Genomic DNA, 16,356 nt, shown 5'->3' on the forward strand with positions numbered 1-16,356 from the left:
TAGCATTCCTAATCATTTGTGAATAACAAGATCCCCGACTTCTTTAAGAAGTCGGGGATCTGAGCCTCCCGCAAAGATTAAGCAACGATTTTCCAGCAGAGTTCGCAAAGCAAAGTTATACTTTGTGGAAAAGGCTTTTTTTATCCCCTATTTTTAAAATAGTCTACAAATCAATGGCGCTCAATTTCCGCTTTGCTGTAGTCAGCGACTTACACATTGCGCTTCCCCATACAATCTGGGATCATCCCAGTCGTTTTCATCTGGTGGAAGTTAGTATTCCGGCTTTTGAAAGTGTAATAGAACATTTAACACAACTTAATTTAGATTTTCTATTGCTTCCAGGCGACTTAACCCAGCACGGTGAACCAGAGAACCATCTTTGGTTACAAAAACGTCTATCTCAGTTGCCTTTTCCTGTGTACGTTGTTCCAGGTAATCATGACGTTCCTGTATTAATGCCTGATCAGCAATCCATTGGTTTTGCTGATTTCCCGCATTATTACCGTAAATTTGGCTATGACAATCTTGAACAAATTTATTACACTCATCCAGTGTTACCTGGAGTGCGACTAATCGGGCTGAATTCTAACATTTTCAGTGAAGAAGGTCAGCAGTTAGGACGGTTGGATAGCAAACAGCTAAGTTGGTTAGAGGATGTTCTAGCAGCAGCAACGGATGAATTAGTGCTGGTGATGGTGCATCACAACGTGGTTGAACATATACCTCAACAGTCACGCCATCCAATGGGCAATCGCTATATGTTGGACAATGCACCCCAACTGTTAAAATTGCTACGTCAGTATGGAGTTAAGTTAGTATTTACAGGTCATTTGCATGTTCAGGATATTGCCTACTCAGATGGGGTGTATGATATCACCACTGGTTCTTTAGTGAGCTATCCTCATCCTTATCGAGTTTTTGAATTTCGCCAAGACAACTACGGCAGAGAATGGTTGCAAATTTTATCTCATCGTGTGGAATCTGTACCTAATTTTCCCAACTTGCAACATTTATCAAAACAATGGATGGGCGATCGCTCTTTGCCTTTTTTGATGAAATTTCTGACTCATCCACCGTTAAACTTACCAGTGGCACAAGCTCAAGAAATAGCTCCAAGTTTGCGTGATTTTTGGGCAACTATTGCCGATGGCGATGCTCTTTTTGACTACCCGCAATTTCCCCAAAAAGTGCGTCGTTACATTCAAGCTTACGGTGCGATCGCCAACAGCGGTACACCTAACCTCATCGATAACAACAGCACTCTCTTGTTAAACAAGATGGGGGAGTAGGAGAGAAGGAGAATTTTAGATTTTGGATTACCAAGTTTTAGATTAAAATCCAAAATTGATTCACTCAGCACTCATCACTCCTGCTGACGGCAAATCCCAAATACTGAGGTGTAACCATGTAGGAAAGTACTACCGCCTACAGGGCCAATTTCGCCACTACAGAAAAAGCCACTTATGGGTATATTTTGGAAGTAGCGCTTAAATAGTGCTGAGTCAAAATTGGGTTTGCCGTAAAGCCCTTCGCCACGACCAACACAGGAGAACATTAAAGCAGCAATAGCCGAGGATGGGGTATTTTCTTGGTTGTGATATTTCTCCAGTAGGAATTCCAAATCTTCTGCGGAGGCTTCCGCATCACGCAAATGAAATTGTAGACGTTTACCAGGGCGGACAAGATCGCCGATAGCGATCGCGCCTCCGGCTGGATCTACCCCTAAAATACTGCGAATTAAAAAGTCTCCTTGCTGCAAAGCCAGCTTAAATTCATCCATCGCCACACCCACAAATAAAGAATGTTGCGCTAAAGTCCGCTCTTGATCGCTGAGACTGTTAATTAAATCTCGCAACACCACAAGTGGTACTTGCTCATCAATTTCTAAAATAATATTGCGTTCAGCTTTCGTGACTTGCATCGGCTTACCAATTGGTCGGCAGCCTTGAGCCACAATAGTTTCTAATACAATATTGCCAGTCAAGGCCAAACCTACAGTTCCTTCACGGTAAAGGCGATCGTTACAAAATAGAGCTAGTCTACCTCCCAAACCACCCCCGCTGGCCTGTCCCCCCACAATCACGGAGCCAGGATAAGCAAAGTCTAGTCCTTGCAAGAGTTCATTGATTCCTGAAGAAAAGGAACTAGACAGCAAAATAAACTGCGGTGTGGCGGATGGTTCTACGCCAATCAAATTAATCCAAGCATCGGGGGAACTATCCGAATCGGGTAATTCTTCCGACAAAATATGAAAAACTTGTAAATTTACCTCTGGTAAATGTGCCAATGTCAGGCTCAAAGCTGCTTCTGCTTCTATCTCTTGGGTTTGTCCTTCAGTTGTAGTCCCAATCACACCACCACCACTACAACCAATAATGACAGGGACTGAAAGTTTTTCTGCCAGCAAAGGTAAAAGCCGGGAATACTCACTAGCAAAAGCAGATGAAATAAATACCAGCCCTAAATCTGCTGGGGCTGTTAATGAAGACACAGCTTGTTGCACCGCATCTGTAACAGCGGCTTCCAGAGAAGGACGGGTTGATAGGGCATTAGCCCACTGCATTTGGTCTGCCATGAGGTTTCATCTCTTCCTTTCTTGTCGTGCTTTTAGCCCAAGGTTTTGATGAGGCAAACAGGTGCAAGACCTTGACGAGTAGATTTCACAACTGAGGATGAAAAACTTTTCTTCCTTTTGTCTTTTGCCCTTCTCTGCGAGAGGCTACACCAACAGGAGACGCTCGTCCGCCTTTAGCGCCTCCCTTTAATAGAAGACTGGCTACTGCTAACGGCAGTTACGCGGCTGTTGAGAAACCCACCCAACGCACTGCTTCACCTCCTGTATAGCTGCCTTTCAAGACAGATATTAATCAATTCCTATTACATGCAATCAATATAGTTTATAGATGCACTTTCGTAATACGGACTCTATAAAATTTTAAAAGATAAATAAAGATTACAGTTATGGATATCCTAGTTTGCCTTAATTATCAATCATTAAGCTACAACACTAAGTACATCAACTTATTAGGTAGAATGATGAGTGATAGTACAGAAAATAGCAATTTTTGAACTTTTCTATACTAGTATTAACAACATACAACAAAACGAAAGCTATGAGCGAAATCCAAGCAAAAGTTGACATCGAAGAAAAAATTCAAGAAGAAGTTGAACAAGCTCGTGCTGTCTGTGATGTCTCAGGTAGCAATTCTGCTGAGTGTGCGGCAGCTTGGGATGCTGTTGAAGAACTACAAGCTGAAGCCTCCCATCAGCGCCAAAGTAAGCCCAAAAATGCCTTTGAACAGTACTGCGATGATAACCCAGATGCAGCTGAGTGCCGGGTTTACGATGAATAGACTTGAGTGAGTAAATTTCTGTTCATCCAACAGACAAGCAACCAGAATCTATTTACTAAAACCTTGTACCTTCATCTTCTATGGGGTAAGTTACGTAAACTACCCTAAGTATGAGTTGTTAGTTGGTACAAGATACAAAAGTAAAGGCTCTGTGAGTTGCTTGTTTTTTTATCGACAGATAGGTAAATCCCTGTTGGTACATGGTGCCAGTATCAGCATCATCCATCTCCTCCAGAAGTTGTTGCTAAAGTATCCGCTATATTAAATATCTGTTCTTCATGCAAACTTTTTATTTATCATCCGGCAAAAACAATGGAAGAAGTTTGGTTCCGCCCCTATATCTGGACTGATTACCGACTGGCAGTATTATTTACGTTGATTATTCCGTTAATTCTCCTAATTTGGGCATTTGTACAAAAGGCAGAGGGAATACAACGGCTGTTAATGATTTATTGGCGAGTTGCTAGTCTTTTGGCAATTACAATCTACTTAATGATTGCTGAATATCCAGTCAGCTTTATTTCTGGATTGATAGCACGTATCCTGATTCCAATTTCCCTATGGTTTTGGGTGGATCTCAATGATGAAATTGAGTATCAACCTAGTAGCCCATTGAAGCTGATTTTCACCTCTTGGCGTTGGGCTGTAACAGTTTATTGCTTTCTCGGTGCGATCGCTTTTATCCCTTTTATCGGCTGTGCTTTCTCTGAAACAGCAATCAAAACTCCCTCTTGTCGAGTCTGGTTTGAAGCCCCCTTACTCTTCAAAGATTATTTTCATTACAATAGCAAACCTGCTTTTCTCGGTTTTCTAGGCATCACCTTTTTAGTTATTTATGTACTTTACCTAAGCTACTTTGTTCTTATTAAGCTGGGCAAACAAGGACGTTCAGCTACACCTCAGTAATTAACTAAGATGAATAATTCCATTGGCAAGCGCCTAGAACAGTACACTACCAAACGCCCCCAAGAAGTTTTATTGATCACGGTGGAAATAGCTGATGAACAAGATAAAATTGCTGTTTTCAAAGGTTTTTCTAGTTCTTTGATGCGCCCGACAGCTTTTGATCCTGATGTCCCAGTGCTATTAGATGAGGCCAAAATTCTCGGTATCGATCGCATCGCCAGTCCTTATAATCCTGAAGCACCCCGCTATATTCAACAAGGCATCTCTTGGGAAGCAATGCAAGTTTTGTTGGCAGAAGTTGGGGTGTGAAGTATGAAGTATGAAGTATGAAGTTGGAAATTTATTCTTCTGACCCCTGCCCCCTGCCCCTGCTTCCTGACCAATGACTAAAGCTGGATACACTTTACCTGTATTTGCCTGTGCTGCGGCTGTGGCGGCGTTACATTGGTTACGCCAGCGTCAGCCTTTGAAAACTGTGTCGGTTGACTTAATTGCACCACCACAAATCGCAGAAATCCCAATCGAACAAGTAGCGGGGCTATCTGAGAATATAGCTTTGGCAGTTACTCGTAGTGATCCTGGTGATAATCTTGACCTCACACGCGATACACCGATTTGGGCAATGGTGGAGTGGGGTGGTGAAGCTGAGGAAGCAGTGACTATCAAAGGTGGAGAAGGTATTGGCAAAAATCTCAATGCTCATGACCAACCTGCAATTTATAGTTATGCTCAAAGGTTGTTGCATGAGAACTTGCGGCGGATGTTAGCACCGGGTGAGAAAATCACGGCGACCATTATTTTACCGGAAGGGCGATCGCTGGCTGTGCGTACTTCTAATGCTGCCTTTGGTGTAGTTGAAGGACTCTCTTTGTTAGGTACAACAGGTATTTCGCAACCTTTAAGTTCACCTGAGCAGTTAACTGCTTTTCGGACTGAATTACAACAAAAAGCCAGCCGTTTTACAAGTTTAGTATTTTGCATTGGTGAGAACGGCTTAGATTTAGCGCGAAAACTCGGTATTAATCCTGAACAATTGGTAAAAACGGCTAACTGGTTGGGGCCGATGTTGGTTGAAGCGGATGCTTTGGGTGTTAAAGAAATCTTATTGTTTGGCTATCACGGCAAGTTGCTGAAACTAGCTGGAGGAATTTTTCACACCCATCACCATTTGGCTGATGGGCGGCGAGAGATATTAGCAGCCCACTGTGCTTTGCTGGGGATGGAGTCATCAGATATACAAGTGGTATTTAACAGTGCAACAGCAGAAGCTGCTCTGAAATATCTCAGAGAATTAGATGCTTCTGGGGGTAGTGATTGGGTGAATCAAGTTTATAGTGCGATCGCCCAAGCCATAGATACACGTTCTCAAGAATACATGCAAAGCCACAATAACCAAGGTACAAAAGTACCAATTTGTGGCTCAATTCTCTTTGACCGCGATCGCAAAATTATCGTAAAGAGTAAAACTGCCTGTTTCTTAATGGAAAAATTATGTTAACTTATTATGAATAATCATTAATAATCCCAATAAATAACTTTTTCAGTAAGCGCTCTAGGGTAAGTTATTCCTTCTAATACTATGTCCAATTAATTGACCGAGCAAACGCTTTATAACCCGCGTTTGTAGGGGACTCGTTTACCATTTACAAGCCTAAATAGGCAGATATAGTAAAGTGCTGTTAGCGGTAGCGGGGCGTTCAGCCCGTGCTGAGTGCTGAGTGCTGAGTATCCAACCCAGTTCATTCAAAACTTTGAGCAATCTACTCTATATGGCTACGGCTATAGATGGTATTTTCGTCAGAATACTGTGCAACTATCTACTACTTCATTCACACTTCCCCATCATGAATACAGCGGTGACTCTACTAACCGAACAAGCGCCTCAACCAGTAGAAGAATTGGGGCGGCTTGATCGTCAAATTATTGTGATTCTCGACTTTGGATCTCAGTATTCCGAATTGATTGCCCGACGTATTCGGGAAACTCAAGTATATTCTGAAGTTCTGTCTTATCGCACCACAGTCGAACAATTGCGGCAACTCAACCCCAAGGGCATCATTCTCTCTGGTGGGCCGAACTCAGTTTATAGTGAAAAAGCTCCCCATTGTGACCCAGAAATTTGGCAATTAGGAATTCCGATCCTGGGCGTTTGCTATGGGATGCAGTTAATGGTCAACCAACTCGGTGGAGAAGTTGCCAAAGCCGATCGCGGTGAGTATGGCAAAGCATCATTATATATAGATGATCCCACCGACTTGCTGACTAATGTTGAAGATGGCACAACTATGTGGATGAGTCACGGAGATTCCGTCGTCAAAATGCCATCCGGGTTTGAAGTATTAGCCCATACAGAAAATACTCCCTGCGCCGCAGTTGCTGACCACGAAAAGAAACTGTATGGTGTGCAGTTCCATCCCGAAGTGGTGCATTCCATCGGTGGTTTAGCGCTGATTCGCAACTTCGTTTACCATATCTGCGAATGCGAACCCACCTGGACAACCGCAGCGTTTGTAGAAGAAGCAATCCGCGAAATTAGGGGTAAAGTTGGCGATAAACGCGTACTTTTGGCACTATCTGGGGGAGTTGATTCTTCTACCCTAGCCTTTTTATTGCATAAAGCGATCGGTGATCAGCTGACTTGTGTGTTTATTGACCAAGGCTTCATGCGGAAATATGAGCCAGAACGGTTGGTGAAGTTGTTCCAAGAGCAGTTTCATATCCCTGTAGAATATGTAAATGCCCGCGATCGCTTCTTGGCTAACATTGATGGTGTCACAGACCCCGAAGAAAAACGCCGTCGCATCGGTCACGAATTCATTAGTACATTTGAAGAAGCATCAAAGCGCCTTGGCCCCTTTGACTATTTAGCCCAAGGTACACTTTATCCAGATGTCATCGAATCTGCTGATACCAACGTTGACCCCCAAACAGGTGAACGGGTAGCAGTCAAAATTAAAAGCCATCACAACGTTGGCGGTTTGCCCAAAGATTTGCGATTTAAATTAATTGAACCCTTGCGGAAACTATTTAAAGATGAAGTCCGCAAAGTTGGTCGTTCTATTGGTTTACCCGAAGAAATTGTCCAACGTCAACCCTTCCCCGGCCCTGGTTTAGCAATTCGCATCATTGGTGAAGTCACATCTGAACGCCTGAATATTCTCCGCGATGCCGATTTAATTGTGCGGCAAGAAATCAATCAACGTGGACTATACAACGAAGTTTGGCAAGCCTTTGCTGTATTGTTACCAATTCGTAGCGTAGGAGTTATGGGTGACAAACGTACTTATGCTTACCCTGTAGTTTTGCGGATTGTCACTAGTGAAGATGGTATGACCGCAGATTGGGCGCGTCTCCCTTATGATGTTTTAGAAGTAATTTCTAACCGAATTGTGAATGAAGTTAAAGGTGTGAATCGTGTAGTTTACGACATCACATCCAAGCCACCTGGAACCATCGAATGGGAGTGATAGTTTGGTAAAACGAAATTGAAATGAAAGATTTAGGTGGGTATTTCCCACCTTTTTTATTTTAAGACTAGAGATTCTGCGTGATTTTTCCTTGTTGGCATTAATTCAAAAAGTGAAATTAAAGCTGCTATTATTTGAAGAATCTAAAAATCCTACAACTGCTCGTTAGATAATAACGGCTCAAAAGATTGGTAAGCTTCATAATTGCGAAAATGACGAGTATATAAATCAACGCCATCTTCACATGAATCAAACTCATCATCCAAAACTGAGTTAACATCTATCACTTGTTGTAAAGACCAAGTAATAGTTTCTCCATTTTCATTTTTATAGCTGACAGTTTCATTCTTACCATAATTTAAAGCTTTCGCTTTTGCTGCTTCTAAAGAATTCGCTTTAATTAAAACAAAGCTTTCTTGATATAAAGGTTGATAATCAAGTGTATCTGAAGATGATTTGTATAGAATTATCGCCATATAGAAGGATTCTGTTTTATTTACGCTTTCAGGCTTCATCAATATTCCTCCAACGTTATTTTTTGAATCTACCATCATTCAATAATTTCCAAGCTTTTTTACCAATAGCAGATTTGTTGCTCTTAATATCTTCTAAATAATATTTCAAAAACTCGCTGGGAAACTCTCGCCTAATAGATGCTTTTCGACACACACTAATAAAAGTATCAGCAAATAAACTTAAGTTGTCGTTAGCTTCACAGCTATCTCCTGGTCTAAATTGGCTTATTAGAAATGATTTCTGAGATAAATTTGTGTTGTTGTAATTATAAGTTAAAGTCTGGGGGTTAGCAGCAATAGGTTGTACTAGCCATCCCGTGGTTAACAAACAAACGAGTGGCTTCGATAGATATTTTTGGAGCATAGATTTAAAAATAGCTAAATTTTAATTTTTTCATAAATAGCGAACTGTTTTATCACTGAAGTCAAGAATAAACCCAACACCTAGTTTTGAGTACGATCGCACCATAATCTCCATAACACTGTGAACTTCCGGTGATGTTGGGTTAAAAAAGAAACATGAAAATCATCAAACCTATCACCAACTGGTTAGAAAATCGTGTAAGTACCCCGACATATAGCGGTTGGGTACTTGCTGGAATTGCTGTTTGTTTTTTTGGCGCGGCTGTCAATACGATGGCGGGGTGGCTGTACGCTATTAGCGGTGTGAGTGTAGCATTATTAGCAGTCGCAGCAGTTTTACCAACGCGATCGCTTGTCGGCTTAACTATCACCCGCAGTCCTATCCAACCCGTCTCCGCCGGGGATGACCTAACTGTGGAATTAGAAATTCACAATCCCACACCACAATCTGCTAGTTTGCTGCAAGTCGAGGATATTTTGCCCTTTGTTTTGGGTAAGCCAATCAAACAGGCGATTGAAGTTATTCCTAGTAAAAATAGTCACCGTTGGGTATATTACCAATCTACCCAGCGCCGAGGTATTTATCGCTGGCACAATGTCGAATTAGCGACTGGCGCACCTTTAGGTTTATTTTGGTGTCGTCGTCAGCGCGATTGTGAAGCGACGGCAATTGTTTACCCGGCTGTATTACCTTTCACTACTTGCCCGTTAGTAGATGAAATGGGACAAGAAGAAAGCAAAAAAGGTGATTCTATCAATAGACCTTTGCAGACTGCGACATCAGGATTAGTGCGATCGCTTCGTCCCTACCGCATCGGCGACCCCACCCGGCTAATCCACTGGCGAACTAGCGCCCGTTATGGCGAATTACGAGTCAGAGAGTTGGAAGTTGTTACAGGTGGACAAGAGATAGTTATTGCCTTAGACAGCGCTGGTAAATGGCAAGAAAACGATTTTGAACAAGCAGTAATTGCCGCAGCAAGTTTGTATTTTTACGCACAACATATGGGAATACCAGTACAACTGTGGACGGCATCGACAGCTTTAGTTAAAGGCGATACGACTGTTTTAGAAACCTTAGCAGCGACAACATCTCAAGAAGATGCCGAAACCACAGAAGCACCAAACTATCCTTTAATTTGGTTAACTCAAAATTCTCTGACACTATCTTCTCTACCGCCAGGCAGTCGTTGGGTTTTATGGCAAAGTAATAATTTCTCAGAGCAAGCATCAGTGGTAGTCAATCGTGATTACCCTGGTATTGTTCTGCAAAGCGAACAGGAATTACAAACTCAACTACAAAAACCTTTACAAGCATTGTAAATAAATATTCTAGGTATTCAATATTTCGATGAATGCTATAAATTTAGGTTTTTGTAAGAATATCTTCATTGAATCTGCTCAGGTTGGGGAAATCTCCCCAGTAACAGCACCTTGAGGCTGAGGTACAATGCAAAGAAATCTTTAAATTATGAGCGGCCGATCCACATGATCACATCAGAAGTTAACGCAAATTCCAGCGATAAAAGCCTAGAGGCAATGCGGCATTTTTCCGAACAATACGCCAAGCGTACTGGAACGTACTTCTGTAGTGAACCTTCCGTTACCGCAGTGGTAATTGAAGGGTTAGCCAAACATAAAGACGATCTAGGTGCGCCTTTGTGTCCCTGTCGCCACTACGAAGACAAAGAAGCTGAAGTCAAAGCTACATATTGGAACTGTCCTTGCGTGCCTATGAGAGAACGTAAAGAATGCCACTGTATGCTGTTTCTGACACCAGACAATGAGTTTGCTGGTGAACAACAAGAAATATCTCTCGAAACTATTAAAGAAGTACGAGATAGTATGGCATGAGCGAAACTATGCCCCAAGAGTTTTGGCAAGGTGTAGAACAGTTCAACTCTGGACAGTTTTACGCCTGTCATGACACCTTAGAGGCTTTGTGGATTGAAGCCAGCGAACCAGAAAAGACCTTGTACCAGGGTATTCTTCAAATTGCTGTAGCCTTGTATCATCTGGGAAATGGTAATCTGCGAGGTGCAGCAATTCTGCTAGGAGAAGGAAGCAACCGCCTGCGCCGTTATCCAGATAGTTATGGCGGTATTAATGTAGAAGAATTATTAAGTCAAAGTGCAGCATTATTGACGGTATTACAACAAACAAGTGCAAACAAAATCTCCGCAGGTGAATTGCTTCAAAATCAAGCCTTGCCTATACCTAAGATTGTGCTATCTGAAGATTAGTCAAGTTTCATCAGGTGATTAATAATGAGGAATTGGGGAATAGAAAAATCTATTCCTCAATTTTTTGGGTAATTTTTCAAGGCTAGTGGTGCGGGCATCTTGCCTGTCCGTTGCAGGCAAGATGCCCATCCTACAAGAAAGGATAATGCAATGTTTTCGCCTTGCTATGCCACTACTTACATTTTTACTTTTGCCTTCTTAGACGTTCACTGCTTCTCTAGTTCCCGTGGCTTTGTAATAGCTACTAGGATCGCTATTTTCTACTTGTAGCAGCGATTCTTGACCAGTAATTAATCTTGCCCCACGGTTGCGCGTGATATAGTTCCACACCCACTGAATCATTACTAATATTTTGTTATCAAACTCGATTAAAAAGTAGATGTGAATCAATAGCCAAAATACCCATGCAAAGAAACCTGTGAGTTTGATAAAACCTAAATCAACAACGGCTAAATTTTGCCCAATCATGGCTAAACTACCGCGATCGCTATAATTAAAAGCGGGTAAGGTATTACCTTTGAGTTTTTGCTGAATGAGTTTAGCAACATATTCTCCCTCTTGCATGGCTACCGGTGCAACACCAGGTAGAGGTTTGCCATTTTGATGAGAGAAGTTTGCTAAGTCGCCAACTACATGAATATTGGGATAGCCTTTGATGCTTAAGTCGGGTTCAACCATGACTCGTCCAGCGCGATCGCACTCTGCACCTGTACGTTCTGCTAGGATTTTACCCATCGGCGAAGCTTTTACTCCCGCTGCCCATAATACTGTTTTTGCCGGAATTTCTTTAACCTCATCGCCTTGTTTGAGGGTGACAACATCGTTTTCAATGTTGGTTACTAGGGTTTTTGTTTGAACGCTGACACCTAATTGCTGTAATGATGCTTCTGCTGCTTGGGATAATTCTGGTGCAAAGGGTGGCAAAATCCGATCTAGTCCTTCTAAAAGTAAAACTCTGGCTTCTGAAGTGTCGATGTTGCGGAAATCTTCTTTGAGGGTTTGATAGGCTAGTTCGGCGATCGCACCTGCCAATTCTACTCCGGTAGGGCCACCACCCACAATTACAAAAGTTAACCAAGCCCGGCGTTTTTCTATATCAGTTTCTTTTTCTGCTGCTTCAAAGGCCGAAAAAATCCGGCGACGCATTTCTATCGCATCTTCTACGGTTTTTAAACCAGGAGCAAAATCTTCCCAGTTATCTTTACCAAAATAAGAATGCTTGGCACCTGTAGCGACTATTAATGTATCGTATGGTATTGCTTGATCACCCAAAAAAACCTGCTGTGATTGGGGATCAATATCATTGACTTCACCCAGCAACACTTTTGTATTTTTGCTTTTGCTCAGTACCGAGCGCAAGGGTGAGGAAATATCGGCTGGTGATAGTGTACCGGTGGCAACTTGGTACAACAATGGTTGAAACAGGTGAAAATTACGTTTGTCAATCAGCGTAACGTTAACTTTAGCTTTAGCAAGTGCCTTTGCGGCGTACAATCCACCAAAGCCACCACCAACAATCACAACCTGATGGGGTGGGTGATTCTCAAGGGAGTCTACCATAAGACGAAATATTTCCTAGTGTTACGGGTGCTGTAACTATTCTTAACAAATAAGTATCAAAATTGTCATATATTTTTCTGTTCACCTTGCACAAATGAAAAAAAGATAAAGGTGAGCTAAATTACATTAACAAAGTGATAGAAGTTACATGATTTTGCCTGAAAAATCACGAAAAACCCCCTTGAAGCCCGCCAGCCTCTATTTCCCAATGGAGAAACATAGTTGAAGCTACAAATGTAGGTTGTTGATGGATTGCCGATCGCTTTGGCGACAACACTAATGACCTTTTTGTTATGACACGATCACTTTATATCGATTTGATTTTGAGTAAATCTAACGTTTGATGAAGAGTGGTAGGGCGATCGCTATAACTATTCAATTGCCGATTGGATCATACGGCTTACTGTAGGAAGCGATCGCCTTTGGGAGAACTGAGCCAGTCTTCTATATATTTATTATGTATTGTCATCGCTAACTGTAACATCAATATCAAAGTGAAGCACATCTTCGCGTACCCCAAGCTTTGTATAGAGTCCGATTGCAGGGTCATCTCCGAGATCCGCTTGTACGAAAATAACATAGGCTGCTCGTGCTACAGCGATCTTCTTTAATTCCTGGATTAATGCGGTGGCAATGCCTTCGCGTCGATGTGCTGCGGCAACAGCTAGGTCGTAAATATAGATTTCACTTCTCTCCTGCTCAAACTTCTGGAGTTCGTAAGCGGCGATACCTCCGACCACTGCTCCGTTTTTTAATGCTGCAAGCGCGATGAAATAATCGCTGCTTAACAACCGCTTGAGATAGGCAGTGCTTGGGCGAAATGAGCCATAGGTATCAACTTCGTCGAAAGCCTCACCAAAAGTAGTTAATAAGCCCTCCATAAGTGGTAGGTCGTTGGCAGAAAGCTGGCAAATGTTAATTGGTTCAGAAGGGGGCATTTTCTACTTATTGATTGGAGCGACGTAAACTGTAATGACTAAGATACATAACGACCCCGTTCACCCGCCGCTAATACCGTTTCACTTTAAGTTTGATACAAGTAGGTCGCAGGGGGGCAGGGGGTAGGGAGCAGAGGGAAAGAATTAAAAACCATTAATTTGTATCAAGATTTTCGTGAATTGGTATAACAACTTCTCGAACTCAACGAAAAGACTCTCTACGGTCGGTGTACAACGAGATTGTTAGCCTGCACTACGTCAACGCAAATGCAAGGTTCTGATTAACTTAGGAGCGCTTTGGCGATCGCTTCAATCTGATTCACAACTACCGAGATATGTCCTTCATTTGGATACATCACCAGCTTAATCGTCGGGAGAGTTGCAGCAATCCGCTTTACCAGATCAAGCGGAACATTTTAGCGGCAACATGGAGGCAATGATAATCATTTTTGGGTGGTTTTGTCTGCGATCGCCCGCCTGTGACAAATGTTAGATTTCCAAATATGACGGGGAAATTGCGCCCATCTTGTTCGGTTATACTACTGTCGCTCGTACACAAATAACTATAACCTCTGAAGTAGTAGTGTAATATTGCGTCTCCACGTTATTAGTCGCTCTTCAACCAAGAGGTGAAAACCTGTGTACGAATGGATCTTGCCAAGTCTGAGTGAAGTTTTAGCCGAAAGTCAATCAACTATGGCTGAATGTTCACCAGCCAAAGCAGACCGACAGTGGCGTGTTAGTTTAGCAGCAACAGAACACTTATTAATCGATACTTTAGCAACTGAGTCTCCTGCGGCTACTCAAGGATTAGTATTAGCTGCACCCGCACCATTATTTAGTCAACCAGAATTAACTCAAAACTTACAGACGGTTACTTTCACAGCCAAGCCATTTAATCCCTTGGCTTTAATGCCGTTTCAAATGCCCACAACAGTAACAGTAGCTGAAGAGCTTTCTTTTCATGAAGCAGTACTTCCTTTACTACCTGCCGATCCCCTAGTGGCAGAGCAATTTTGCTTAGTCTTTACAGATAAATTCAGATTAGTGCTGGTTTTGGCAGAATGCAAGAATGGTAACAAAATATTTTCCTTCTCCTTCGATCCACAGGTAGTTCAGCAAACTTGGCGAGCGATAGGAGCGCGGGTAATGCTGACTAATCCCGATTTTTGTGCAGAACTAGATGCCTTGATACAGCAGTATTCACCAGTAGCGCCAGATTATCGGATTGTCATGCAGTTTAGCCAGTTGTTACTTCAGGAATTACCAGAACCAGAAGCCAATAAAGACTGGGAAACAGGAACAAGTTTACCCAATCACGTCAGTACCTCACGCCAGTTCACTCAACAAGGGGAAACCCTACACGCGACTGGCTCCTCAGTACCCAATCGTCAATCGCCAATCCCCGATGTGGAATTGCTTCAAGCTTTTGCTCACGAGGTTCGCACTCCCTTAACAACCATTCGGACTATGACTCGCCTGTTGCTGAAGCGGCGTGACTTACCTGCGGGTGTGAGCGATCGCTTAAAAATTATTGATCACGAGTGTACCGAGCAAATTGATCGGATGGAGTTGCTGTTCAAGGCCGCAGAACTGGAAACTTGTGCTTCAACGAGAGCTGCTAATACTCACCTCACACCAATGTCCCTTAATCAAGTTCTGCAACAGAGTATCCCTCGTTGGCAACAAGCAGCACATCGGCGAAATCTCACTTTGGATGTTGTTGTACCGCAACAACTACCCACAGTAGTAAGTAATCCGATGATGTTAGATCGGGTACTCACGGGTTTGATGGAGAATTTTACTCGTAGCTTACCTGCTGGTAGCCATATTCAAGTGCGTGTTATCCCCGCAGGCGACCAACTCAAGCTACAATTAACGCCTCAGCTTCAGTGTCAACACACAGACACAACAGACACATCTGTAACACCACCAATTCGTAAAGCTCTGGGTCAATTGTTAATGTTTCAACCAGAGACAGGTACTATTAGTTTAAATCTAACTGCAACCAAGCAATTGTTTCAGGCGATTGGCGGTAAGCTGATTGTGCGCCAACGCCCGCAATATGGTGAGGTATTGACTATTTTCTTGCCCTTAGAAGTCAGCCACAAGCAAAAGTTAGAAGTCAAGAAGTAACCATTCTAACTAACTACTCAATGCTTTGATAAACCGTTGTAAACTCTTCAACACACTAGGCTTTTTCAAAGGTGCAGTTGCAGTTGATGTCTGCGGTTGTGCCTGCATGAGAATATAATCTATTTCATCGCCTGATGGTTTTTTGGGCAGTTCTACAATTTTTTCCCAAGTTTCGTCTTTTTGTACCCATACTTCCCACTGTCCGGGATGGCAGCGAAATACAGCAGTGTTATCATCTACTGGACGTAAGTAGTAACAAGATTCAATGGTACTTATGAAACGCTCACGAACTTGTCTAGCCGCGTAACCAATCCCCACAGTACCAGAATCTTCCAAGCGTGGAGTTAACATAACTAAAGCGCGATCGCCGATGATTTCACAAAATTTTTCCAGTTGAGGTACTTCCACAGAAGTGGGGGCAACAAATAAGAAAATTTCGTCTTCTGGCTGAATTTTAGACTGAATAGAGGCAGTTCTACCTGTACCAATATCAAGAATTTGGAATGGTGCATCTACCCAATCACGACGGGCTAAAGCTGCACCACCAGCATCGGCAAAGAAAACCTTCAGACGAGACTCGTATTCAGCAAATAGCGGCAGAAATTGTTCTGCTATGGGCAGAGGTTTGAGTTCGGGGAACAGCAACTCAACTTGCAGACGAGTATAACCATCTGCCAAGGCTGCTTTAGTAGCTTCGCGGGACTGGGCGATCGCATCTTCGAGGGTATTAGGAAGTTGAGTCATAGTTTGAATGTAGCTTGAGAAATTGAATCATCAATGCCTCATTTTTGCAGTTTTACCGCCAAGCGATCGCGCCATATTCCTTTTGATTAGAGGCAGGGGGAGGCAGGACTTGAAGAGGACAAGGGGCAGGG

Annotated in this window: 16 protein-coding genes; 10 read left to right on the top strand and 6 right to left on the bottom strand. The window is 42.7% G+C overall.

Going from position 1 to position 16,356, the window contains the following annotated elements; all coding sequences use genetic code 11:
• Positions 1 to 173: 173 nt before the first annotated feature.
• A complete protein-coding gene (locus IQ259_RS21355) occupies positions 174 to 1,289 on the top strand; it encodes a metallophosphoesterase (protein ID WP_193887993.1) in 1,116 nt (371 codons plus the stop codon).
• Positions 1,290 to 1,363: 74 nt separating this feature from the next.
• Here IQ259_RS21355 and IQ259_RS21360 read toward each other — a convergent pair whose 3' ends face one another.
• Positions 1,364 to 2,575: an FIST N-terminal domain-containing protein gene (locus tag IQ259_RS21360; RefSeq protein ID WP_193887994.1), complete on the bottom strand. Its 1,212-nt coding sequence runs from the start codon at positions 2,573 to 2,575 to the stop codon at positions 1,364 to 1,366.
• A 538-nt stretch (positions 2,576 to 3,113) separates the two neighbouring features.
• Between IQ259_RS21360 and IQ259_RS21365 the strand changes: the two genes are divergently transcribed.
• The 5 genes from IQ259_RS21365 (at position 3,114) to guaA (ending at position 7,726) form a co-directional block, all read left to right on the top strand.
• Positions 3,114 to 3,353 (top strand): Calvin cycle protein CP12, encoded by a 240-nt coding sequence (locus IQ259_RS21365; RefSeq protein ID WP_193887995.1) that lies wholly within the window; start codon positions 3,114 to 3,116, stop codon positions 3,351 to 3,353.
• 312 nt (positions 3,354 to 3,665) lie between these two features.
• Positions 3,666 to 4,259 (top strand): DUF3177 family protein, encoded by a 594-nt coding sequence (locus IQ259_RS21370; RefSeq protein ID WP_193887996.1) that lies wholly within the window; start codon positions 3,666 to 3,668, stop codon positions 4,257 to 4,259.
• Positions 4,260 to 4,268: 9 nt separating this feature from the next.
• The gene (locus IQ259_RS21375) at positions 4,269 to 4,568 is read left to right on the top strand and encodes a hypothetical protein (RefSeq protein WP_193887997.1); all 300 of its coding nucleotides are present in this window, start codon (positions 4,269 to 4,271) and stop codon (positions 4,566 to 4,568) included.
• Between the two features lie 73 nt (positions 4,569 to 4,641).
• On the top strand, positions 4,642 to 5,757 hold the full coding sequence (cbiD, locus tag IQ259_RS21380; protein WP_193887998.1) for a cobalt-precorrin-5B (C(1))-methyltransferase CbiD: 1,116 nt from the start codon (positions 4,642 to 4,644) through the stop codon (positions 5,755 to 5,757).
• A gap of 346 nt (positions 5,758 to 6,103) precedes the next feature.
• Complete coding sequence (guaA, locus tag IQ259_RS21385) at positions 6,104 to 7,726, top strand: glutamine-hydrolyzing GMP synthase (protein WP_193888008.1); 1,623 nt, start codon at positions 6,104 to 6,106, stop codon at positions 7,724 to 7,726.
• Between the two features lie 152 nt (positions 7,727 to 7,878).
• On the opposite strand, the gene IQ259_RS21390 is transcribed toward guaA, so the two are convergent.
• Positions 7,879 to 8,280: a DUF4288 domain-containing protein gene (locus tag IQ259_RS21390; protein WP_228014689.1), complete on the bottom strand. Its 402-nt coding sequence runs from the start codon at positions 8,278 to 8,280 to the stop codon at positions 7,879 to 7,881.
• Positions 8,258 to 8,605: a hypothetical protein gene (locus IQ259_RS21395; protein ID WP_193887999.1), complete on the bottom strand. Its 348-nt coding sequence runs from the start codon at positions 8,603 to 8,605 to the stop codon at positions 8,258 to 8,260. The genes IQ259_RS21390 and IQ259_RS21395 overlap by 23 nt, the downstream gene beginning before the upstream one ends.
• A gap of 155 nt (positions 8,606 to 8,760) precedes the next feature.
• On the opposite strand from IQ259_RS21395, the gene IQ259_RS21400 reads away from it, so the two are divergent.
• The 3 genes from IQ259_RS21400 to IQ259_RS21410 all read left to right on the top strand — a co-directional run bounded on the left by IQ259_RS21400 (position 8,761) and on the right by IQ259_RS21410 (position 10,847).
• Entirely contained in the window at positions 8,761 to 9,927 is a 1,167-nt protein-coding gene (locus IQ259_RS21400) for a DUF58 domain-containing protein (protein WP_193888000.1), read from the top strand.
• A gap of 165 nt (positions 9,928 to 10,092) precedes the next feature.
• Entirely contained in the window at positions 10,093 to 10,458 is a 366-nt protein-coding gene (locus IQ259_RS21405; protein ID WP_193888001.1) for a ferredoxin thioredoxin reductase catalytic beta subunit, read from the top strand.
• A complete protein-coding gene (locus tag IQ259_RS21410; protein ID WP_193888002.1) occupies positions 10,455 to 10,847 on the top strand; it encodes a DUF309 domain-containing protein in 393 nt (130 codons plus the stop codon). Before IQ259_RS21405 ends, IQ259_RS21410 begins: the two co-directional genes overlap by 4 nt.
• Before the next feature lie 198 nt (positions 10,848 to 11,045).
• Here the strand turns inward: IQ259_RS21410 and IQ259_RS21415 are convergent, their stop codons facing one another.
• Both IQ259_RS21415 and IQ259_RS21420 read right to left on the bottom strand, forming a co-directional pair.
• Positions 11,046 to 12,407, bottom strand: a complete 1,362-nt coding sequence (locus IQ259_RS21415) for an NAD(P)/FAD-dependent oxidoreductase (RefSeq protein ID WP_193888003.1) — start codon at positions 12,405 to 12,407, stop codon at positions 11,046 to 11,048.
• Positions 12,408 to 12,862: 455 nt separating this feature from the next.
• Positions 12,863 to 13,345: an AAC(3)-I family aminoglycoside N-acetyltransferase gene (locus IQ259_RS21420; RefSeq protein WP_193888004.1), complete on the bottom strand. Its 483-nt coding sequence runs from the start codon at positions 13,343 to 13,345 to the stop codon at positions 12,863 to 12,865.
• Between the two features lie 639 nt (positions 13,346 to 13,984).
• Between IQ259_RS21420 and IQ259_RS21425 the strand changes: the two genes are divergently transcribed.
• Positions 13,985 to 15,481 (top strand): HAMP domain-containing sensor histidine kinase, encoded by a 1,497-nt coding sequence (locus IQ259_RS21425; protein ID WP_193888005.1) that lies wholly within the window; start codon positions 13,985 to 13,987, stop codon positions 15,479 to 15,481.
• Positions 15,482 to 15,490: 9 nt separating this feature from the next.
• On the opposite strand, the gene IQ259_RS21430 is transcribed toward IQ259_RS21425, so the two are convergent.
• Positions 15,491 to 16,225 carry a DUF1995 family protein gene (locus IQ259_RS21430; RefSeq protein ID WP_193888006.1) on the bottom strand — a complete coding sequence of 245 codons (735 nt, stop codon included), beginning with the start codon at positions 16,223 to 16,225 and terminating at the stop codon, positions 15,491 to 15,493.
• Positions 16,226 to 16,356 lie beyond the last annotated feature (131 nt).

The organism is Fortiea sp. LEGE XX443 (assembly GCF_015206815.1).
GTDB lineage: Bacteria > Cyanobacteriota > Cyanobacteriia > Cyanobacteriales > Nostocaceae > Nostoc_B.